At 46.1% G+C, this 20,953-nt stretch carries 19 protein-coding genes; 13 read left to right on the top strand and 6 right to left on the bottom strand.

The window, feature by feature from the left end:
• Positions 1–88 precede the first annotated feature (88 nt).
• Complete coding sequence (locus tag BEL04_RS15990) at positions 89–1,330, bottom strand: sodium:proton antiporter (RefSeq protein ID WP_066005791.1); 1,242 nt, start codon at positions 1,328–1,330, stop codon at positions 89–91.
• A gap of 102 nt (positions 1,331–1,432) precedes the next feature.
• Between BEL04_RS15990 and BEL04_RS15995 the strand changes: the two genes are divergently transcribed.
• Together BEL04_RS15995 and BEL04_RS16000 are read left to right on the top strand one after the other, a co-directional pair.
• Entirely contained in the window at positions 1,433–3,271 is a 1,839-nt protein-coding gene (locus tag BEL04_RS15995; protein ID WP_066005792.1) for a UbiD family decarboxylase, read from the top strand.
• Between the two features lie 75 nt (positions 3,272–3,346).
• A complete protein-coding gene (locus BEL04_RS16000) occupies positions 3,347–5,260 on the top strand; it encodes a gliding motility-associated C-terminal domain-containing protein (protein WP_066005793.1) in 1,914 nt (637 codons plus the stop codon).
• A 6-nt stretch (positions 5,261–5,266) separates the two neighbouring features.
• Here the strand turns inward: BEL04_RS16000 and dprA are convergent, their stop codons facing one another.
• The gene (gene dprA, locus BEL04_RS16005; RefSeq protein ID WP_066005794.1) at positions 5,267–6,370 is read right to left on the bottom strand and encodes a DNA-processing protein DprA; all 1,104 of its coding nucleotides are present in this window, start codon (positions 6,368–6,370) and stop codon (positions 5,267–5,269) included.
• A gap of 162 nt (positions 6,371–6,532) precedes the next feature.
• Here dprA and BEL04_RS16010 point away from each other — a divergent pair, with 162 nt between their 5' ends.
• Together BEL04_RS16010 and BEL04_RS16015 are read left to right on the top strand one after the other, a co-directional pair.
• Positions 6,533–6,913, top strand: a complete 381-nt coding sequence (locus BEL04_RS16010; protein WP_066005795.1) for a BlaI/MecI/CopY family transcriptional regulator — start codon at positions 6,533–6,535, stop codon at positions 6,911–6,913.
• Entirely contained in the window at positions 6,910–9,096 is a 2,187-nt protein-coding gene (locus tag BEL04_RS16015) for a M56 family metallopeptidase (protein WP_066005796.1), read from the top strand. The genes BEL04_RS16010 and BEL04_RS16015 overlap by 4 nt, the downstream gene beginning before the upstream one ends.
• 88 nt (positions 9,097–9,184) lie before the next feature.
• On the opposite strand, the gene rsmG is transcribed toward BEL04_RS16015, so the two are convergent.
• From rsmG to BEL04_RS16030, 3 genes are read right to left on the bottom strand one after another with little or no spacing between them, the layout of a single operon-like run.
• Positions 9,185–9,811 (bottom strand): 16S rRNA (guanine(527)-N(7))-methyltransferase RsmG, encoded by a 627-nt coding sequence (gene rsmG / locus BEL04_RS16020; protein WP_066005797.1) that lies wholly within the window; start codon positions 9,809–9,811, stop codon positions 9,185–9,187.
• Positions 9,801–10,406, bottom strand: a complete 606-nt coding sequence (locus tag BEL04_RS16025) for an RNA polymerase sigma factor (protein WP_066005798.1) — start codon at positions 10,404–10,406, stop codon at positions 9,801–9,803. Before BEL04_RS16025 ends, rsmG begins: the two co-directional genes overlap by 11 nt.
• Positions 10,397–11,515, bottom strand: a complete 1,119-nt coding sequence (locus BEL04_RS16030) for a glycosyltransferase (protein ID WP_066005799.1) — start codon at positions 11,513–11,515, stop codon at positions 10,397–10,399. The genes BEL04_RS16025 and BEL04_RS16030 overlap by 10 nt, the downstream gene beginning before the upstream one ends.
• A gap of 116 nt (positions 11,516–11,631) precedes the next feature.
• Between BEL04_RS16030 and tgt the strand changes: the two genes are divergently transcribed.
• From tgt to BEL04_RS16055, 6 genes are all read left to right on the top strand, one after another.
• Complete coding sequence (gene tgt / locus BEL04_RS16035) at positions 11,632–12,762, top strand: tRNA guanosine(34) transglycosylase Tgt (protein WP_066005800.1); 1,131 nt, start codon at positions 11,632–11,634, stop codon at positions 12,760–12,762.
• A 5-nt stretch (positions 12,763–12,767) separates the two neighbouring features.
• The gene (locus tag BEL04_RS16040; RefSeq protein ID WP_066005801.1) at positions 12,768–13,859 is read left to right on the top strand and encodes an LptF/LptG family permease; all 1,092 of its coding nucleotides are present in this window, start codon (positions 12,768–12,770) and stop codon (positions 13,857–13,859) included.
• Complete coding sequence (locus BEL04_RS16045; protein ID WP_066005802.1) at positions 13,859–14,761, top strand: DMT family transporter; 903 nt, start codon at positions 13,859–13,861, stop codon at positions 14,759–14,761. Before BEL04_RS16040 ends, BEL04_RS16045 begins: the two co-directional genes overlap by 1 nt.
• Positions 14,762–15,366: 605 nt before the next feature.
• Entirely contained in the window at positions 15,367–15,507 is a 141-nt protein-coding gene (locus tag BEL04_RS24410; RefSeq protein WP_175404097.1) for a hypothetical protein, read from the top strand.
• 51 nt (positions 15,508–15,558) lie between these two features.
• Positions 15,559–15,837 (top strand): lipopolysaccharide assembly protein LapA domain-containing protein, encoded by a 279-nt coding sequence (locus tag BEL04_RS16050; protein WP_066005803.1) that lies wholly within the window; start codon positions 15,559–15,561, stop codon positions 15,835–15,837.
• 93 nt (positions 15,838–15,930) lie between these two features.
• A complete protein-coding gene (locus BEL04_RS16055) occupies positions 15,931–16,821 on the top strand; it encodes an NAD(P)-dependent oxidoreductase (protein ID WP_305777643.1) in 891 nt (296 codons plus the stop codon).
• Between the two features lie 207 nt (positions 16,822–17,028).
• Here BEL04_RS16055 and ispE read toward each other — a convergent pair whose 3' ends face one another.
• Positions 17,029–17,832, bottom strand: a complete 804-nt coding sequence (gene ispE, locus BEL04_RS16060) for a 4-(cytidine 5'-diphospho)-2-C-methyl-D-erythritol kinase (RefSeq protein WP_066005805.1) — start codon at positions 17,830–17,832, stop codon at positions 17,029–17,031.
• Between the two features lie 167 nt (positions 17,833–17,999).
• On the opposite strand from ispE, the gene BEL04_RS16065 reads away from it, so the two are divergent.
• From BEL04_RS16065 to BEL04_RS16075, 3 genes are all read left to right on the top strand, one after another.
• Entirely contained in the window at positions 18,000–18,821 is an 822-nt protein-coding gene (locus BEL04_RS16065) for a thymidylate synthase (RefSeq protein ID WP_066005806.1), read from the top strand.
• Between the two features lie 6 nt (positions 18,822–18,827).
• Complete coding sequence (locus BEL04_RS16070; protein ID WP_066005807.1) at positions 18,828–19,676, top strand: hypothetical protein; 849 nt, start codon at positions 18,828–18,830, stop codon at positions 19,674–19,676.
• A 678-nt stretch (positions 19,677–20,354) separates the two neighbouring features.
• The gene (locus BEL04_RS16075; protein WP_066005808.1) at positions 20,355–20,843 is read left to right on the top strand and encodes a dihydrofolate reductase; all 489 of its coding nucleotides are present in this window, start codon (positions 20,355–20,357) and stop codon (positions 20,841–20,843) included.
• Positions 20,844–20,953 lie beyond the last annotated feature (110 nt).

Consider the following 20,953-nt stretch of genomic DNA (forward strand, 5'->3'; position numbering starts at 1 on the left):
ATCGGCTAAATAAGGCCGTTCCCCTGTGGGTCGCGTCATCCGCTTCTACCGCTAACGCAACTTCGGGTAGTGCATCATCTATTTAGAACTACGCCTTCTTCAGCAATCTTCGCGTAAAACTTCCGATGCTTAAGCCCTGCACCAGGATAGAAAACACTACGATAATATAGGTTATCAGTACAAACTCATCGCGGTGCATTTCATTCCCCAGCGAGAGGGCCAGCGCAACAGATAGACCTCCGCGCAAACCGCCCCAGGTCAGTATAGCCACAGCATGGCGCTCAAACCTTATTTTATACTGCAGGAGTTGTATGGGGATATACACCGATACCCACCTGGCCAGCAAAACAATACCGATGCTGATAAAACCGATCAGCAAAACGGTGACGTTTATTTTAATGACCAGCATTTCGAGGCCAATCAGTAAAAACAAAACGGCGTTCAAAATTTCGTCTACCAGCTCCCAAAACTTGCCCAGATAATCGCGGCTGGTATCCGACAGCACTTCGTCCTTTACCTTATTACCGGTAATAATGCCGGCTACCACCATGGCCAGCGGGCCAGATACATGCAAAGTATCAGCGGCCAGATACCCGCCCATCACAATCGCAATGGTCACCAAAACCTCAACCTTGTAATCGTCTATCAAACGCAGTGCATAGTAACCTGCATAACCCAGCAGAATACCAAAAACAAGGCCCCCTATAGCTTGCTGTAAAAAAAGTTTGCCGATATCAAAAATATCTATTGCCGAAACGCCCTCCCTGGCTGCCGTTAATAAGGTTACGAAAACCACTACCGCTACCCCATCGTTAAACAACGATTCGCCTGATATTTTAACCTCAAGCGATAAGGGGATTTTTGCTTCTCTTAAAATAGCCAGCACCGCGATAGGGTCGGTCGGTGATATAACCGCGCCAAAAAGCAGGCAGTAAATTAGTGGGATTGGCAGATTGAACATCCTGAACAAGCCCCAAACTGCGCCCCCGACAATAGTGGTAGAGATCAATATACCGAAAGTGGAGAGGACAATCACCGGCCAGCGCTCCCGCTTCAGTTTTGCAGCATCAATATGTATCGATCCTGCAAAAAGCAGAAAGCTCAGCATAAAGTTCATCAGCACGTTCCTGAAATCGATCGAACCGGCCAGTTGCGTCGCTTTATCAGACATGAGCGGGAAAAATTTACCCAACGCTGCGAGGATCATTGAGCAACCTAATGAGAGGATCATAATGCCGATGGTGGGCGGCCATTTGATAAACTTATGATTCACATAAGCGAATACTGCGGTAAGTACAATGGTAATAGTTAATATTTCGCTGATGTTCATAGTCCTTTAAGATACTAAAATACCGCCATTATCTATAATAACCCAATAAATTGGCTAAAAGCCTTATTTAACTTAACTTCGGGCCTTTAAGTTTACCGCCTGATGGGTTATCAAAGTTTACGCGAATGTATCACCGATCTTGAGAAACACGGTCACCTGATCAGGATCAGGGAAGAAGTAGATCCATATCTCGAAATGGCCGCTATTCACCTGCGTGTATTTGAGCACAAAGGCCCGGCCTTGTACTTTGAGAACGTAAAAGGAAGCAAATTCCCGGCGGTATCCAACTTATTCGGCACATTAGACCGGTCGAAATTTATGTTTCGCGATACCCTGGAGAAGATCAAAGTATTGGTCGACCTGAAAAACGATCCCATTAAGGCGATTAAACATCCTTTTCAATATCTCCATGTAGCGGCCACAGCCCTGTCGGCCTTACCGATGAAGGTTGGCAAAAATGCACCCGTCAGTTTTGGCCAGACCAAGATCAGCGCACTGCCGCAGATTGTGAACTGGCCGATGGACGGCGGACCCTTTGTGACCATGCCGCAGGTTTATACCGAAGATATCGATAAGCCCGGCATTATGAATGCCAACCTGGGTATGTACCGCATCCAGCTTGCCGGTAACGATTATGTACAGGACCAGGAAGTTGGCCTGCATTATCAATTGCACCGGGGCATCGGCATACATCAAAGCAAGGCCAACACCAAAGGGCAGCCTTTAAAAGTGAGCATTTTTGTAGGCGGGCCGCCCTCGCACCCGCTGGCAGCAGTAATGCCTTTGCCCGAGGGCTTATCCGAGATGACCTTTGCCGGCGCCCTGGGTAACCGCCGCTTTCGGTACTTTTATGACGACGAAGGTTTTTGCATTTCGGCCGATGCCGATTTTGTAATTACAGGTACAGTATTTCCGCAGCAAAATAAGCCTGAAGGGCCTTTTGGCGATCATTTGGGATATTACAGCCTGACGCACCCTTTTCCGCTGATGAAGGTAAGCCGGGTTTATCACCGCAAGGATCCTGTGTGGAGCTTTACCGTTGTTGGCCGCCCGCCGCAGGAAGATACGAGCTTTGGCGCACTGATTCACGAGATCACCGGCTCGGCCATCCCAAAGGAAATACCCGGCCTGCACGAGGTACATGCTGTAGATGCAGCCGGGGTCCACCCCCTGCTGTTCGCCATTGGCAGCGAGCGCTATACGCCATATCTTAAAGAACGCAAACCCCAGGAAATACTCACCCTGGCCAACCACATTTTAGGCAGCAACCAGCTCAGCCTTGCCAAATACCTGTTTATCTGTGCAAAGGAAGACAACCCATCGCTTGATGCACATGATATTTCTGGATTTTTACAGCATGTATTGCAGCGCATCGACTTAAGCCGCGACCTGCATTTTTACACTAAAACGACCATCGATACTTTAGACTATAGCGGCAGCGACCTGAACTCGGGAAGTAAAGTGGCAGTAGCAGTGGCCGGAGAGATCAAACGCGAATTATGGCGCGAATTGCCGGCCTCATTCGGTTTACCACGCCCATTTCAGAACTATAAAGTGGTGATGCCGGGTATTTTAGCTGTAGAAGCACCGGCCTACATCAGCGAAAGCGAAACAGAAAAAGAGATAGCTATCCTGAACGAAGATCTTAAAAACAAAAACCTGGATAGCCTGCCACTGATGATATTATGCGACGATGCCGGGTTTACTGCCGAAACCATCAACAACTTTGTTTGGGTAACCTTTACGCGGAGCAACCCAAGCCACGATATATACGGCATTAATGCTTTTACCGAACATAAGCATTGGGGCTGCCGCGGCCCTTTAATTATTGATGCGCGAATTAAGCCCCACCATGCCCCGCCGCTCATTAAAGACCCGGCAGTTGAAAAACGGATCGACAAACTGGGCGAAAGAGGCGGGCCGTTACATGGCATCATCTAAAGCAACGGAGATTTATTTTTTAACTTTAGCAACCAAATACAACCATTTTACAGTATCATTAGCGTCATCTGCTAAATGAAAAAGATCTGCCTTATTGTTACTTTTTTACTGCTTTCCGTATTTGCATGCGGCCAGAGCTTTTACGTTGTTACCAGCGACGGCTATTTAAAAAAAGTAAGCCTTGGCCCGGCAGGCGCAACATCAACAGATATCAGCACATGCAATAGCGCCCTTGCTTTTGGTTCCATAGCGCTTTTTAAAAACACTATTTACCAGGCCAACGGTTTACAGATATTACAAGGCACACTCACGCCCAACAGCGTCGCCAATTGTTCGGCGATACCTGCGGTTGCCCTCCCCTTAGGTAATGCGTTAACGGTAGATAGTACCGGTGTGCTGTACATGGATAGCGGCACTGATATTTATAAAATAGACCCTAAAAACCCGGTTCTTACCCATTTAGGTCAAATACCGTTTATATCCGGCGGCGATCTTGTGTTCTATAAAGGCGACCTGTACCTGGCATCAACAGTAGGCATCGTCAGGATCGACCAGGTCAATACAGCAAACAGTACCTTGCATATCCCTATCTCCCGAAACATTTATGGGCTGGTTTCGATAGCGTACAGCAGTACCCACAACAAAGTGTACGCGCTGGCGGTAAGCGGTAATTCGACCGACCTGCTTGAGCTGGATATGGAAAATAAAACCGTGGTTGGTACCACCGCTACTTTACCATATGTTGTATATGATGCCGCCAGCGATGTGGAAAGCGGAGAGATACCTAAGATCGTCATCGACTCGGTGCGGCAAATAGTCACCTGCCCTTACCATGGCAAGGTTGGCCTGCAGGTAGTGTGCCAAAACCCACTGGCTGATTATCAGTACATATTAAATGATGCGATCATCAATACAACGGGCATCTTCCAGGTTGCGCCCGGCACCTACGATCTGAAAGTAAAATCGACTACCCAAACCAAGGATACTACGATAATTGTTACGGCGCAGGATTTTGCCAAACCGGTAATCACAATCAACAAAACCGATGAGAATTGTGACCAGAAGGGGCAGATCGGGTTTAACATCGGTAACGCAAACCAATACACCATCCAGGATGCATCGGGCACTTATCCTGCCGATCATGTTTTTACCGGCCTGACTGCCGGCAGTTATAGTTTTTACGTCCTTAATCATTTGGGCTGCACTGTGGATACCATCACGGTAACGGTAAACAGGGTGAAATGTGCGATCAATATAACGGCAGCCACCACTACGAAAAATTGCGCTGCCTTACATGCCGGGGATATACAGGTTACTGCCGCATCGCACGCCACGGCATCCAATACTTATACTTTAAATGGCATTACCAATACAACGGGTATATTTACAGCGATTAATCCGGGCAGTTATACCCTGCATATCGCCACATCCGAAGGGGTTACCAAAGATACGACCCTTATTATACCCGATTTTTACCTTCGTAAACCGACGGTTACTTATACCAAAACCGACTTTATCTGCGATGTACCCGGGAGCATAACCATTACCGCCAGGCTGGCCGATAGCACCTATCGTATCCAATCAGGCTCATCTCTCTTTGCATCAGGCCATAAATTTACCGAGCCCGCAGCGGGTAATTATTTTTTTAGCGTAGTTGATAGCCGGGGCTGCCTGATGGATACGCTTTCGGTAAACATCAATTTTATAAAGTGCGACCCGGTGGTATTCCCCAATACCTTTACACCTAATAAGGATGGCATCAACGACATTTTTTTACCGATGCAGGGCGGCGTGGCCACAAAGTTTAAGTTCTCGGTTTTCGACCGGTTCGGAGCATTATTGTTCAGCTCGACCGATTTACACACCGGTTGGGACGGCACTTATAAAGGCGCGCCGGCGCCGCTGGGCACTTATTACTGGATAGCCACTTATTACGATCAAAACAACCTTTACCGTACGCAATCGGGTTCGGTTTTACTGGTGCGATAGGCTTTGCTAATAATTTACACTGTAGGTTTTACCGGGCAGCGAGCGGATATAACCCTGCATTTCGAGATTCAGCAGGTTCATGGCCAATTGACTCAACGGCAGGGCGGTTCTGATAGCCAGATCGTCGATACCTAAGGCCCCGGCATTTTGCTGTATCGCTTCGAATATGATTCGTTCGCCCGCAGGCAGGTCGATCGGTAAAGCCAGCTGCGCTTTGGCAGGTTTATCGTCACTTACTTTTTCCCAGCCTAAAATATAGGCCAGGTCGGCACCCGAAGTAAGCAGCGCCGCCTTATTATTCCGGATGAGGAAATTACACCCTTCGGAAAATTCGTCGTTAACCCTTCCGGGGAAAGCAAAAACATCGCGGTTGTAGGAGTTGGCGATCTCGGCAGTGATCAGTGTACCGCTCTTGATATTGGCCTCGATCACTACAGTAGCATCGGCAATACCCGCTACAATGCGGTTACGCCGTGGGAAATGCTCTCTAGCCGGCAATGTACCCGATGGAAAATCTGTCAGCAAACCGCCATTTGCCAGCATCTTTTCGGCAACCGACCGGTTTTGCGCCGGGTACACCCTGTCGAGCCCGTGGCCGAATACCCCTACCGTGGGGATATTGAAATTTAAACATTCTTTGTGTACGGCAACATCAATGCCATAAGCCAGGCCGCTTACAACCAATACGTCATACGGTTTCAAATCTTCAATCAGGCCATGGCAAAGCTGCCGCCCGTATTCGGTGGGTGTACGGGTTCCAACTATACTGATAATGCGGGCATTGTTCAAATCGGCATTACCCTTATAATAAAGCAGCGCAGGCGAATCGGCACAGTTTTTTAGCCGTTTCGGATAGTCGGTATCAGTATAAAATATTACCCGGATGTTGTTCTTTTCTACAAAGCGCAGCTCTTGCTCCGCCCGCCGCAGGGCCTCGTCAAAATTAAACTGTCCGACGGTTCTGGTATTGATGCCCGGTATCTGCAGCAGCTTTTTGGCGGGTGTTTTAAAAACCGCTTCGGCGCTGCCGCAATAGCTTACTAAAACTTTAGCCAGATGATCGCCTATGTTTTTGGTAAAGGTTAAGGCAAGTTGGTGGAGTGTTGACATAGCGTTACGCAACTAAAGTATCGTTTTTCCTGTTTATTGCCAAAAATTTTAGTAAAACATCTGTAGCATGAATACTTTTTCAAAATAAACTATAAAAATAGTTTGCAAACTACGTTTATAGTTTATACCTTTATATAAACCAAACTATAAATATAGTTACAAATGGAGCAAATTAAAGAATTAACCAAGGCCGAGGAGCAGGTGATGCGTATACTTTGGCAACTGAAAGAGGGCATTGTGAAAGACGTGATCGACCAGATGCCGGCGCCGAAACCGGCTTATAACACGGTATCCACTGTGATCAGGGTGCTGGAAGGTAAAGGTTTTATCGACCATAAGGCTTACGGCAACTCGTACGTTTACTTTCCGCTCATCAGCGAAGAAACCTACAAAAACTTTGCCTTCGATAAAGTGATGAACAACTATTTCAGCAACTCGTACACGAGCCTGGTATCTTTCCTGGTCAAAGAAAAAAACCTGAGCATTAACGAGCTCGAAGAGCTGACCGAACTGGCCAACAAACTTAAACAACAGAAAAAATGAGTTGGATACATTACCTGGTAGAAGCCAACCTGTACCTGGCTGCCTTCTACGTGCTGTATTTATTGTTTTTGCGGAGAGACACGCATTACCAGTTAAACCGTGCGTACCTGTTAAGTACGAGTTTGCTGGCCTTTGTCATCCCTTTTATACAATTGGGTTTCCTGCAAAAGCCTGTTATAACTGCACCTGTTGCACAGATAAGCCTGGGCTCGCTCAGTCAAACCGAAGTGCTGTTTGCACCCGTAACCAGCACTACCGCTCCTGCTCCGTGGACATTTGATGACTACCTCCTATTGTGTTATAGTATTGTGGCCCTGGCGTTGCTCATTCATTTATGCATCAGGGTTTACCTGCTGGTTTCTCTTTCAAAAAAGGGTTCGCGCAGCAGCAATGCCGGTTTTAATATCATCCAGCTACACCAGGGCAGCGCCGCTTTCTCGTTTTTTAATAATTTATTTATCGACGACAGGCTGGCCACATCGCAAATTATATTGTACCACGAGCAGGTGCATATCAGGCAAAAGCATAGCTGGGATATCATTTATTTCGAAATTTTAAAGATCATCAACTGGTTTAACCCGGTAGTTTACCTGCTGATAGCCTCAATAAAGGAAGTACATGAGTTTATTGCAGACGAAGCGACCGCGCGCCTCGAGAATAATAACGACGATTATACCGACTTCCTCATCAGCAATGCCTATGGCATTACCCAAAGCTCTCTAACCAATTCATTTTTCAATAAAAACCTGTTAAAAAGAAGAATAACTATGTTGTATCAAAAAAAATCGGGTAAGGCGGCAAGGCTGAAGTACCTGCTCACCATACCATTGGTATGCGGCCTGCTGTGTGTCTCTACGTTGGCCTTTACTACAAAAACTTATGCCCTGGTTATTGCGCCTTATAAGATGGCTGATAAAGTTATTACCTCCGGCCAGGCCAAAAGTTCTGCCCAAGAAGATTACGCTCGTGGCTGGCATACCGCGGAAGCAGAGTATAAAAAAACACATTCAAGACAAAACAAGGCGGGCGACCCTGTTTTCACTGCCGTCGAGGTTCAGCCTGAGTTTCCGGGTGGTGAAGAGGAATTAAAAAAATACCTGTCGAGAAACCTGCACTATCCCGAAAAGGATAAAGCCAACAAAGTGCAGGGAAAAGTATATGCCCGGTTTGTAGTTGAGGCCAATGGCAGCATATCGGCCGTGAAGATTTTAAAAACACCATCTCCGGCGATGGGTGACGAGGTAAAACGCCTGTTAAAAGCATCGCCGAAATGGAAACCCGGCACACAAAACGGCAAACCGGTAAGGGTTGAGTTTACTGTACCTGTCGATTTTGAATTAACATCAACATACCTGAAATCAGGTCCGCCACCGGCTCCCCGACCGACACCCGCAGGGCCGAAAGAGGCAAAACCTGTACCCGACAATGTTACGGTAACAGGCGACGACAGTCATGCCAACCCCAATGCCGTTTATAGAGCTGTTGATGTACAGCCCGAATTTCCGGGCGGTACTGAGGGTCTGGCTAAATTCATACAACAAAATATGAAATACCCCGCCCTGGCCAAACAAAATAATGTGCAGGGCAAAGCATATATCAGTTTTGTGGTTGAACGCGACGGCAGCTTAGGCGATATTAAAGTAGTACGCGAACCCGGCAGCGGTACCGGTGATGAAGCTGTACGGGTAATGAAACTATCCCCTAAATGGACACCCGGGGTGCTCGGCGGCGAAAAAGTGAGAGTGATGTTTACATTGCCTGTTAATTTTTCGTTGGGCGACAGAACCGCAAATAAAGGATACGATGAACTTTACAAGTATATCCAAAAATATGTAAGATACCCTTCGGCAGCGAAGGACAAAGATATCCAGGGCCGTACATTTGTACAGTTTTTTGTTAACGCCGATAAGCACATACAGGACATTAAAGTTATAAGGACGCCTGATGATGCGCTTAGCAACGAGGTAATACGGGTGCTGCAAAAGCTTGCTATACTACCCAACGCCCAGGCCAGCGTTACCTATGTTATACCGGTCTACTTTTATATTAACCATGGCGATGGCGATAACAAAAACACCGATAAGCCATCAGCAAGAGCTGATGATGCCAAAGCTACCCCTATGACACCCAAAGCGGGCGACAGGGTTATGCTTGATGAGGTGGTTGTCACTACTTTTAAGTAAATCGCAGTAAACCTTACATAACAAAAATGCCGGGTAAATAATCCGGCATTTTTATTTTATGATACACAATAAGAGTTTAATAATTTATTTATCCTTTTACATAAATAACCTGCTTGGTTTCAAAAAACTCCTCGTCAAAATAATCCTTTAAATAGAATTGCCGGACTGTTAACCCAGATTCGGCAATTTCTTGTGTTAAGTCGCCGCCTTTAAGGTATAAAATGCCGTTTGCCAGGGTATTTTTTGATTGCTTGCTAAACTTATCTTTAACCCAGGGATAAAAATCCTTCAGTTGGGTAACCGCTCTCGATACGACAAAATCGAACTTACCGGGTATCTGCTCAGCACGGCTGTGGGTGGCTTTTACGTTTTGGATACCTGCGCCTTTGGCCACTTCCTGCACTACTTTTATTTTTTTACCGATGGAATCAACCAGGTGAAACGATGTTTCGGGAAACATGATCGCCAGCGGTATACCGGGGAAACCGCCGCCTGTACCTACATCCAATACCTGCTCGCCGGGTAAAAAGCTCATCACTTTGGCAATGCCGAGCGAGTGCAGCACATGGCGTTCAAAAAGCAGGTCGATATCCTTACGCGAAACCACGTTGATCTGCTCGTTCCAATAGGTATACAGGTCAAATAATTGTTCGAACTGGCTTTGCTGATGTGATGTTAAAGCAGGGAAGTATTTGGTTATGATATCAGATCTCATCGCGCTTATTCACGTTAACAATGTTGCCCAGCAGGTAACGCGCCCTGAAAAGCTGAGCCTTAACCGTACCCAGCGGCAAATCGAGCTGCTCGGCAATTTCTTCGTACGACAACTCGTCGAAGTAGCGCAACACGATAAGATTGCGGTAACGGGGCGGCAAGCTATCGATGAGTACCTTCAGCGTTTGCGATTGCTGTTTTTTCATCGAAGCCTCTTCGGGGTTCAGCGTGTCGGCCCTGATCTGCAGCGGGCGTTCGTCGCCATCGTCGTCAACCATGCCGCTGATCGATGTGGTATTCAGTTTTTTTTTGCGGATAAAATCGATACAATTGTTGGTGCCCACCCTGAACAACCATGTACTGAAGGCGAACTCGGGCTGGTACTTATCTAACTTTTCGAAAGCTTTGGCAAAGGTTTCAACCGTGAGGTCCATGGCGTCTTCCTTATTATTTACCATTTTAAGCGCCATAAAATATATCGAATCCTTATAGCGGTGCATCAGGTCGGCATATGCCTTTTGGTCGCCTTCGCGGGCCCGCATAACCAGCTTAAAATCGTTTTTAGCGTTATCGGTAAAATTGTTGTTTACTTCCATTGCCTGGTTTTAGTAAAGGTACCTATTAAGCCAAATATGTTTAAATAAAAATAATAAAATATGTCTAAGAGCGGCAAATACCATACCATATCGGCACAACGCAGTTTCTTAAATACGCTGTTGTATATCCAGAATTGGAAACCGAGCCTGAACACAAATAAGCCCAACGCAACCCAGGGCACAAAGTTGAGCGCAATGCACAGCAGCAACAGCACATAAAATAAAAATCCGCTGATGGCGTCGAGGCTTAAAAAGCGGCGGTGCTTGTTCTGATAAAGTTTACCTACGCCCATATGCCTGCGTTTTTGGCGGTAATAAGCGCCGAACCGGTTTTTGGCATCGCTCCAGGTATGCGCATCCGGGTGTATTTCGATGGCGGTATTATCGCTGGTAGCGTTTTGGTTCACGAAAAGGTCGTCATCGCCCGACATGACGTGCATGTGCGAAGCAAAACCCTTATTTTTAAAAAACAGCGTTTTGGTGTAACACAGGTTACGGCCGATACCCATGTATGGGTCGCCTCCCAGGGCTGCGGAGAGGTAGTTAATAGCGGTTTTTACGGTTTCGAACCTTATGAAGGTATTTAAAAAACCCTTACCTTTTTTATAAGGCGAATATCCGAGGACAATGTGCGTGCTGCCGGTTAGGTTGGCCGTCATCCGGCTTATCCAATGCGGCGAGGCGGGCTGGCAATCGGCATCGGTAAATAACAAATTTTCGTTTTTAGCTGCTTTTATCCCTAATGTAAGCGCGAATTTTTTCCCGGTTTTAAAGCGGTCGTGCTCGGTGATGGTTACCACTTTAAGTTTAGGATATTGCTTTTCGTACTCCAGCAGCAGCATATCGCTTTCATCGTAAGAGCAATCGTTAACAACAACCACTTCAAAATCGGGATGATCCTGGGCCATGATCACCGGGATGTTTTCCTTCAGGTTTTCGTATTCGTTGCGGGCCGAAATGATTACCGATACCGGTACGTGCCCCTGTGGCATATCTTCGTTGGGTTTATAACCTGCCAGTCGCTTATGGTTAACTATAAGGAAGTACAGCTGGGCGATAAAACAGAACAGGAACAGGATAAAAAGCAGTAATGGTACGTATACTTCCAAAATGAGCCACAAATTTAATAGGGTGCAAATTTCTTAAAAATCAACGAAATATCAGTTTTGTTGATAAAATAATTCCGCAACTAAATAAGGGCATTATTTTCTATTTTTGCAAATAAATGCAATTTAAATTAACTACTACCGATCCGCTATCAAAAGCCCGCGCGGGCGAGATCACAACGGATCACGGAACGATACAAACGCCGATATTTATGCCCGTCGGCACAGCCGGAACGGTAAAAGCCGTGCACCAGCGCGAGCTTAGGGACGATATCAAAGCACAGATCATCTTAGGCAATACTTATCACCTATACCTGCGCCCGGGCCTGGATACGCTCGAAAAAGCCGGGGGCCTGCACAAATTTAATGGCTGGGACAGGCCGATTTTAACCGATAGCGGCGGTTACCAGGTATACTCGCTGACGGAAGTGCGCAAGATAAAAGAAGAAGGCGTTACCTTCCGTTCACATATCGATGGTTCGAAACACCTGTTCACGCCCGAGGGCGTGATGGATATACAGCGCACCATAGGCGCCGATATTATTATGGCTTTTGACGAGTGCACGCCCTACCCCTGCGATTATGGATATGCGCGCCGCTCGCTGGATATGACGCACCGCTGGCTTAAGCGCTGCTGCGATCGTTTCGACTCGACTGAGCCTAAATACGGCTACAGCCAAACCCTCTTCCCAATTGTGCAGGGCTCGGTTTATAAGGATCTGCGGATCAAATCGGCCGAAACGATAGCCGGATTCGGGCGCGAGGGCAATGCCATAGGCGGGCTATCGGTAGGCGAGCCTGCCGAAGAAATGTACGCCATGACCGAAGTGGTGTGCGATATACTGCCGGGCGATAAACCCCGTTATCTGATGGGCGTGGGCACGCCGGTGAATATCCTCGAAAACATTGCTTTAGGCGTGGATATGTTTGATTGTGTGATGCCTACCCGAAATGGCCGCAACGGCATGTTGTTTACACGTAACGGCATCATCAACATCAAAAACGAAAAGTGGAAGAACGATTTCTCGGCGATTGACGAAGAAAGCGATTTGTATGCCGATACATGCTATTCAAAAGCCTATCTTCGTCACCTCATCCACTCGGGCGAAATGCTTGGCGCGCAGATAGCTACGCTGCACAACCTGCATTTTTACCTGTGGCTGGTAAAACAGGCCCGCGAAAAAATTATTTCGGGAGAGTTTTACGACTGGAAAAATAAAATGGTGAAAACACTGGCTCAACGCTTATAACGCATATGTTCAACAGGTTTGTAAAAACTTACGATCGCTATATCATCCGCAAGTACCTGGGTACCTTTGTGTTTACCATAGCCATTTTTGTGGTGGTGATCGTGGTTTTTGATATTTCCGAAAAGCTCGATAACTTTTTAAAGAATAATGTCACCCTTAACGATATCATCTTTCAATACTACGCCGGCTGTATCCCGTTCTATATCGATATGCTGTCGCCGCTCATTAACTTTTTGGCGGTGATATTTTTTACCGCCAAGATGGCCAACCAAACCGAGATTGTGCCATTCTTATGCGGAGGTGCCAGTTTTAACCGTTTTTTAAGGCCTTATTTTATTTGCGCCACACTCATTTTCACGGTATCATTCTTTGCCGATATCTTTTTGATACCGTACACCAATAAGCTAAAAACCACCTTCGAGAATAAGTATATCGTCATAGAGGACCCGACCAAGAGCGATGTGCACATCCAACTGGATAAGCACACTTTTGTATACATGCAAACCTTCGACCCCAATATACATACGGGTTACCAGTTTGTGCTCGAAAAATTTAACGGTGATGAGCTGAAGGAGAAGCTTACTGCCAACCGCATCACTTACGATTCGTTAAAAAACAGGTGGACGATACATGACTATGCCGTGAGGTATGTTAATGGCCTGCGCGAAAAAATGGTTTGGCAGGGCGCCTCAAAAGATACTGTTTTAGACATGCGGCCGGCCGATTTTGTACTGCACGATAACATTTATACAGCCATGTCGACCGCCGAACTGAATAATAATATCAAAAAGGAAACCATCCGCGGGACGGGTGTTGTAAACAATATGCTGTTTGAAAAATACAAGCGTTTTGTATACCCGCTGGCGTCGTATGTGCTTACGCTGATCGGCGTGGCGCTATCGTCGCGCAAGGTGCGCGGGGGCGTCGGGCTGTCGCTGGGGATAGGCTTCTTTTTGTGTTTTGCCTATATCGTAGTGGAGCAATTTGCCTTTGTTTTTTCGGTAAAGGGCGGCCTCCCACCTATCATCGCAGTGTTTATACCTAACCTGGTATTTGGATTTTTAGGCTATTACCTGCTACGTAAAGCCCCCAAATAATGGCTGCAAAAAGTGTACGAACCGGCCTCAACAAAAATCTCCTGATCCTCCATTTTACTGTTTTCATCTGGGGGTTCACGGGTATTTTGGGTGCTTTAATTCACGTGCACGCAGTGTACCTGGTATGGTACCGGGTGCTTATCGCATTATGTACTTTGTTCCTTTATTTCAGGGTGAGCAAGGTGCAGTTCAGGGTGGATAGGGCTACTTTTTTAAAGCTGTTTTTTACGGGCGCGCTGGTTGGCGCGCACTGGATATTATTCTTCGAATCCATCAAAATTGCTACCGTTTCGGTGACGCTGGTATGCCTCTCTTCGATGACTTTGTTCACCGCTATTTTCGAACCGCTCATCAACAAAAAGAGAATTTCCCGGCTCGAAATACTGGCGGGAGTATTGATCATATGCGGCATCGTGATGATCTTTAAATTCGAAACCCAATACACTATGGGTATCATTACCGGCCTGCTGAGCGCCAGCTTTTCGAGCCTCTTCGGTATTATTAATTCGCGCCAGGTGAAGAAAACAGAGCCGCCGGTCATCGCATTTTACGAACTGGGCGGGGCTATATTCTGGATAACTTTATTCCTCCTTTTTACCGGCGGTTTTAACAGAGATATGAAGCTTATCCCGTCTGATATCGGCTACCTGCTCATCCTTGGTACCGTGTGTACATCCCTCGCTTACGTGGCCGGCGTATCGGTAATGAAGGAGCTTTCGGCCTTCCGGGTAGCGCTCGTCACCAACCTCGAGCCGGTTTACGGCATTATTATGGCCTTTGTTTTTTTTGGCGACCTGGACAAAATGACAGCGGGTTTCTGGGCAGGGGCCATCGTTATCCTCTCTACTATCTTTCTGTACCCGGTGGTACAAACACGGGTAGCCAATCGCAAAAAAGCTTAAATTCTCTTTCAATTTTTCCTCGTCAGGAATTCTCCCACGAGTAGGGGATAAGATTTTTGGTATACGGCCGGCGTATTTTAAGGCGATTTAAGCCCTTAAAATTCAACCGGGAGTATAACAGTATGATTATCATCCGGATAAATAAACCTGCGCAAAATCGACAATTTTCTAAGTGTATTTAAGGCCACCCGACAAAAGGCCATTAAACGGCTGTTTACTGGCAAAATAAATGCGTTTTTTTTCTATCACAAGTTAAAAATTGCATTTTATTCAAATATTATAATTATTTTATAATCAGATATTTATTACCATTATTAAAAGTTATATGTTAGATAAAGTGGTACTTTTGTAAAAACCAAAAACTAAATATTTTAGCACAAAATACAACTCATTGATAAAAGCACCAAAAAAGTCATTTTACTTAATGATTTTCAGATAATTAGGAAGTATAAAATAAACAAAAACTTTTTCGGCCTGAAATCGGGTAGTTAGTGTACCGAAATTGAAAGACGATTTTTAAATTTTCGAGGGGCTGTACCCTCCCATTTTTGGGCGGAAAAAATTTGGGCGATTTCGGGCGGATTTTTTGAAGCAAAAATTTGAGCATGAAAAATGCCGCTAAATTTTTGCGTGAAAATTTTGGCCTGGAATTGAGGGGCAAAAATGGAGCGCCGGCCTTGAACGGGGGAACTCAATTTTACAATGAGATGAAAAATTGTCAGCGCCTGATTAAAACGGAATTTTGATCGGGATTTAAAAAATCAGATATTCGTTAAAACAGATCAATCCCAAAAACCATGCGCATCAAAACCATCGTCCTTATCATTGTTACCATCTTGCTAACGGTTATCATTATGCAAAACACGAGGCCCATCACTTTCAATATTTTGTTCTGGCAGGCGTCGGTTTCGGGCCTGGTGATGATGGCCGTGGTTGCTATCATCAGCCTGATCATCGGCATCATGATCGGCCGGCCGACCAGGGTACGGTTTGACGACTCTCACCCATCGATGGATAACCCGACCGGCAAAGCAGCCGATACACTAAGCGATGAGGATCGGGATTATATTAATTAACAGAGTTCTCGGTTTTCTGTTGCCGGTTATCAGTTACCGGACAGGGGATAAATGTAAAAACTGACAACCTCAAACTGACAACAGACAACTAACATCACTATGAAAAAAATAGGATTTATAGGGCTCGGAAATATGGGTACGCCCATGGCTCAAAACCTCATCAAAGCGGGGTACCATTTACAGGTTTATAACCGTACTATCAGCAAGGCCGACGAGCTTGAACAAGGCTCGATCAGCAAATGTAAAACACCGGCCGATGCGGCGGCTAATGTTGCCTTTGTGGTGAGCATGTTGTCGGAAGATGAGATAGTGAAAGAGGCGACTTCGGGAACGGACGGTTTGCTGCGAACTTTGCAAAAAGGAGGCGTACATATTTCGATGAGCACCATCTCACCCGAGACATCCGAGGAACTTGCCAAACTGCATGAGCAGGCCGGTAGTACTTACATTGCCTGCCCTGTGTTCGGCCGGCCGGAAGCCGCCGCCGCAAAGAAATTATTTGTATGCACATCGGGCAATGCAAAAGCCAAAGAGGCTGCCCGCCCGATACTCGAAGCGCTTGGCCAGAGCGTGACGGACTTTGGCGAAGCTGTAGGCGCGGCCAACGTTTTAAAAGTGACGGGGAATTTTATGATCATCGGCGCACTCGAGCTGATGGCCGAAGCGTTTACCCTTGCCGAGAAGAACGGACTGGACCGTGTACAGGTCGCTGATTTTTTTGGCTCAACTTTGTTCAATGCGCCTATCTTTCACAATTACGGCAGGCTCATTGCCAACAAGCAGTACCAGCCCGTGGGCTTCAAAGCCAAATTAGGCTATAAAGACGCCCGCCTTGCGCTTAAACTATCGCAGGCAAGCCAGACTCCCATGCCGCTGGCTACACTCGCTCATAACCGTTTATTAACGGCCGTAGCCAAAGGCGATGGCGAACAGGATTGGGTACAGGCGTTTGGCAAGGGGGTGAGTGATGATGCGGGTGTGTAGTCGGGAGTCTTGAGTCCATGGTTGATAGTCCATAGACCATGGCCATGTTATCACAACACCACATTATCACGGTCTCATTCACTTACCCGTCATTGCGAACGGTAGTGAAGCAATCTCTACAAAGGACAGTCGATGCTTGCAATCGGACCTGTATAGCTTAGAGATTGCTTCGTTCCTCGCAATGACGCGCGGAGATCTGAGAGTTAATCATACTTCGTAAAAAACCTGATTATCGGCTTCCAAAAATTTCAGATCAGGTTTCTCTTTAAATATCCCGAAGACGGATGCTCCGCTCCCGCTCATACTGGCGTATAGCGCGCCGGCCTTGTACAGGTCGGCTTTTACGCCACGGATCTGCGGGTGGTTGATGAAGATGTGCTCCTCAAAATCGTTTTTGATGTGGTTGCGCCATTCGGCTACCGGTAACTGAACAAGCTCTTGCAGCGACCGCGTTACCGGGGCGGGTTTTACGCCCCGGTATGCTTCGGCGGTGGATACGTGTACCGGCGGCATGACGAGCGCGATATGATATGACAACAGCTCGACCGTTGCCGGCTCGAACTCATCGCCTTTGCCGAAAGCGAATACGGGCTTGCTTTCGATGAAGAAGGCACAGTCGGCACCCAATTGACGGGCGTAGCCTATCATGGCTTCGGTTGATAAGCCGAGGTTGAACTTCTGATCGATGAGACGGATAAAGTAACCGGCATCAGCCGAGCCGCCGCCCAGACCCGCGCCTATGGGGATATGTTTGTGCAGATGGATCTTGATGGGCGGCAGATCGTGGTCCCGCTTCATCAGGTGGTACGCCTTTACGCACAGGTTATCTTCTACCCTGCCCGGTATCCCCAATCCGGATGATTCGAAGCTGAGCTCATCGCTTTCGATCACTTCGAGCACGTCGTTAATTTTGATGGGATAAAATATAGTTTCGAGATTGTGGTAACCGTCGGGACGACGAGCGGTAATGTTTAAACCGATATTGATCTTGGCGATTGGAAAATTGATCATGCAGAATGATTAACACGGCGGGTTTTTATGCACATCCGTTGGATAGCAAAATTAGTTTATTTTCTTTTGTGTTTGGAATAGACCATAGTCGATAGCCCATAGACCATGGTAAAACCAAATTAAAACTATGGGCTATCTGCTATGGTCTATGGACTAAAAAGAATAACATGAAACAATACCTCGACCTGATGCGCCACGTGATGGAGAACGGCGCCCAAAAGCACGACCGTACCGGTACCGGTACCCTGAGCGTATTTGGTTACCAGATGCGTTTTAACCTGCAGGAGGGTTTTCCGCTGGTGACGACGAAGAAGCTGCACCTGAAATCGATCATCCACGAACTGATCTGGTTTTTGAGCGGCGATACCAATATCCGTTACCTGAAAGAGAACGGCGTGCGCATCTGGGACGAGTGGGCCGATGCCGAAGGCAACCTTGGCCCCGTGTACGGCTACCAGTGGCGCAGCTGGCCCAAGCCCGATGGCGGGCATATCGACCAGATAAGCCAGGTGGTAAAAACCCTGAAGAACAACCCGGATTCGCGCCGCATTATGGTTTCGGCCTGGAACGTGGCCGATGTCGACCAGATGGCGCTGCCGCCCTGCCATAGTTTGTTCCAGTTCTACGTACAGCCCCCTAACCCCCTGAAGGGGGAACTGAAAGGCAAGCTGTCGTGCCAGCTATACCAGCGCAGTGCGGATATATTTTTGGGTGTGCCGTTCAATATCGCTTCTTATGCTTTGCTGACGATGATGATGGCGCAGGTGTGCGACCTGGACTATGGCGACTTTATCCACACCTTTGGCGATGCGCACATCTATAACAACCATCTGGAGCAGGCCACGCTGCAGCTGAGCCGCGAGCCGCGCCCGCTGCCGACTATGAAGATCAACCCGGATGTGAAGGATATCTTCGGTTTTAAATTTGAGGATTTTACGCTGGAGAATTATGACCCGTGGCCGCATATTAAGGGAGCGGTAGCGGTGTAGGAGTTTATGGGTATCTGGGCAGCGACAATATCATCAAACGATACTTATGCAGATACGTATTCGGAATTCTTCGACTTGTACAATAGTGGGCTGGAGGTAGCAGAAATTTCTGATAAGCTCGTTGCTAAAAATCAAGATACGATCAATAATCCCGAAGATTGCAATAATTTTTGGTTTGCGTTAGCAAAAGCGCAATGGGAATGTAAACAACTTGATGATGAATTATACTCGAAAGTAAGTTCAATAATTAATGATGATATTGACATTGCGGTTTGGAGAGATCTTGGGGTTACTGAAAAAGAACTTAAAATAAGAAAATTCTTTTTAGACAAGTTTCTTACCGAAATCAGTAAGGAAAGACCTAAAGCTAAACTCCGAAAAAAACCTAAAATCCAAGAGCCTGCATTCGCCAAAGGCGACTGTATAATTTTTAAATTAGATAACGAGAACTATGGCGGGGCTGTTATTTTAGAAGCCATCTATAACACCCAACACGGATGGAATTTGGTTGCAACAACCCGAATAAACCAAGCCATGAAACCAAGCATTAAAGATTTTATTAAAACGAATGTATTAATTCGAAATTTCGGTGCTTATGACGACAAAGCTGCGATAAATTGGATATTGCCAATCAGATTTAAAAACATAGCTCATCTTTTTGAGAAGGTAGGTAGCGTAGACATTGAATTTACTTACAGCACTAAAGATATTACATATGGTTTCGCAGGAGATTATGACAAGTGGATCATTGAGCAAGCTAATATGCAATTTCGATTTGAGGCCGAAGGCAACAAACCTAATCTAACGATGACGTTAAAATCATTTATACAAAAAAGCAAATGGAAGCTGTGGTAATGTGCATTTGAAGACTGTTTATTTGATAACCTGAGCAAAATTTCGTATTTTTATAGAGGCCTGAGGTAGTGAAATAGTTAACAGCGCAGTTTGAAACCGTTCTTAGAGATTGCTTTACCGAAACAAGTTTGGCACAGGCTGTACCTGGCAATAACATGGAGGGAAATGTTTGCGTTAGCGATTGCAGCGGATACCGGCCTGTGGATAAGGCCTGAAGGCGTATGAGCGGAAAGCGCGGGCTCAGATAGCTATCGGAGTAACGCCCAAAATAGAAGAAGCAAGAATCAAGATGCAAGAGTCAAGACAAAAAATGCAAAATGCTATTACAATTATGAACACACATGGGTATACCCATGAACACCCATGTGATACCCATGTGTTTGATGGGTGTTAAAAATGAAAAATGTGGCTATTTGGCTAAAAAACAAAGAAAGTATTAAAAAACTCATAAAAACACCCATAAATACCCATGTGTTTTAGTAGCAAGTATCAAGTAGTTAGTAGCAAGATTGCAAAAATCGTACTTGATACCTGATACTTGCGACTTGATACTATTGTTAAAAATACCGAAGAATACCTATTGCGCTTTACGAGAAGCAAGATGCCAGAAGCAGAAAGCAAAAAGCTTCTAATTTTAAAACATTACAACATTCAAACTTTTCAACTGCTATAATACCCATGCCCAAACATATCACCGCTGTAGTAGCCATCGCCTCCAATTACGCCATCGGCAAAAACAACCAGTTGCTCTGGCACCTGCCTAACGATCTGAAGCATTTTAAGAATATAACCGCCGGCGGTACAGTCATTATGGGGCGCAAAACGTTCGACTCTGTGGGTAAGCCGCTGCCTAAGCGCCGCAATATTGTAATAACCCGGCAGGATATGGCGATTGAAGGCTGCGAGGTGGTAAAATCGATAGACGAGGCGATAGCGCTGTGCAAAACCGAAGATGAAGTGTTTATCGTAGGCGGTGCCGAAATTTACCGGCAGGCCATGCACCTTACCAACCGTATTTATTTAACTATTGTGCACCACAGCTTTGATGCCGACACGTTTTTTCCGGAAATTGACTATAAACACTGGAAAGAGGTTGAGAGAGAGGATCACGAAACCGACGAAAGACACGCATTTAAGTACTCTTTTATCACGCTGGAGCGCATTTAACAAACAATGCATTATTTTGTGTGAATAAAAAATTCGTTTTGCGAAATTTTATTAGATTTGCCGTCTTGTTTAAAAAAGCTATATATAGACTATTAATTACAACATTTTTT

Origin of the sequence: Mucilaginibacter sp. PPCGB 2223, from assembly GCF_001705515.1 — a bacterium.
Taxonomy (GTDB): Bacteria; Bacteroidota; Bacteroidia; order Sphingobacteriales; family Sphingobacteriaceae; genus Mucilaginibacter.

Bases quoted from the DNA above. Each gene is read 5' to 3' on its own strand.
- BEL04_RS16070 (WP_066005807.1), top strand. From the start codon at position 18,828: ATGGGTATCTGGGCAGCGACAATATCATCAAACGATACTTATGCAGAT.
- BEL04_RS16065 (WP_066005806.1), top strand. From the start codon at position 18,000: ATGAAACAATACCTCGACCTGATGCGCCACGTGATGGAGAACGGCGCC.
- BEL04_RS15995 (WP_066005792.1), top strand. From the start codon at position 1,433: ATGGGTTATCAAAGTTTACGCGAATGTATCACCGATCTTGAGAAACAC.
- rsmG (WP_066005797.1), bottom strand. From the start codon at position 9,811: ATGAGATCTGATATCATAACCAAATACTTCCCTGCTTTAACATCACAT.
- BEL04_RS16040 (WP_066005801.1), top strand. From the start codon at position 12,768: ATGTTCAACAGGTTTGTAAAAACTTACGATCGCTATATCATCCGCAAG.
- BEL04_RS15990 (WP_066005791.1), bottom strand. From the start codon at position 1,330: ATGAACATCAGCGAAATATTAACTATTACCATTGTACTTACCGCAGTA.
- BEL04_RS16025 (WP_066005798.1), bottom strand. From the start codon at position 10,406: ATGGAAGTAAACAACAATTTTACCGATAACGCTAAAAACGATTTTAAG.
- ispE (WP_066005805.1), bottom strand. From the start codon at position 17,832: ATGATCAATTTTCCAATCGCCAAGATCAATATCGGTTTAAACATTACC.
- BEL04_RS16010 (WP_066005795.1), top strand. From the start codon at position 6,533: ATGGAGCAAATTAAAGAATTAACCAAGGCCGAGGAGCAGGTGATGCGT.
- tgt (WP_066005800.1), top strand. From the start codon at position 11,632: ATGCAATTTAAATTAACTACTACCGATCCGCTATCAAAAGCCCGCGCG.
- BEL04_RS24410 (WP_175404097.1), top strand. From the start codon at position 15,367: ATGAAAAATGCCGCTAAATTTTTGCGTGAAAATTTTGGCCTGGAATTG.
- BEL04_RS16015 (WP_066005796.1), top strand. From the start codon at position 6,910: ATGAGTTGGATACATTACCTGGTAGAAGCCAACCTGTACCTGGCTGCC.
- BEL04_RS16045 (WP_066005802.1), top strand. From the start codon at position 13,859: ATGGCTGCAAAAAGTGTACGAACCGGCCTCAACAAAAATCTCCTGATC.
- dprA (WP_066005794.1), bottom strand. From the start codon at position 6,370: ATGTCAACACTCCACCAACTTGCCTTAACCTTTACCAAAAACATAGGC.
- BEL04_RS16050 (WP_066005803.1), top strand. From the start codon at position 15,559: ATGCGCATCAAAACCATCGTCCTTATCATTGTTACCATCTTGCTAACG.
- BEL04_RS16000 (WP_066005793.1), top strand. From the start codon at position 3,347: ATGAAAAAGATCTGCCTTATTGTTACTTTTTTACTGCTTTCCGTATTT.
- BEL04_RS16075 (WP_066005808.1), top strand. From the start codon at position 20,355: ATGCCCAAACATATCACCGCTGTAGTAGCCATCGCCTCCAATTACGCC.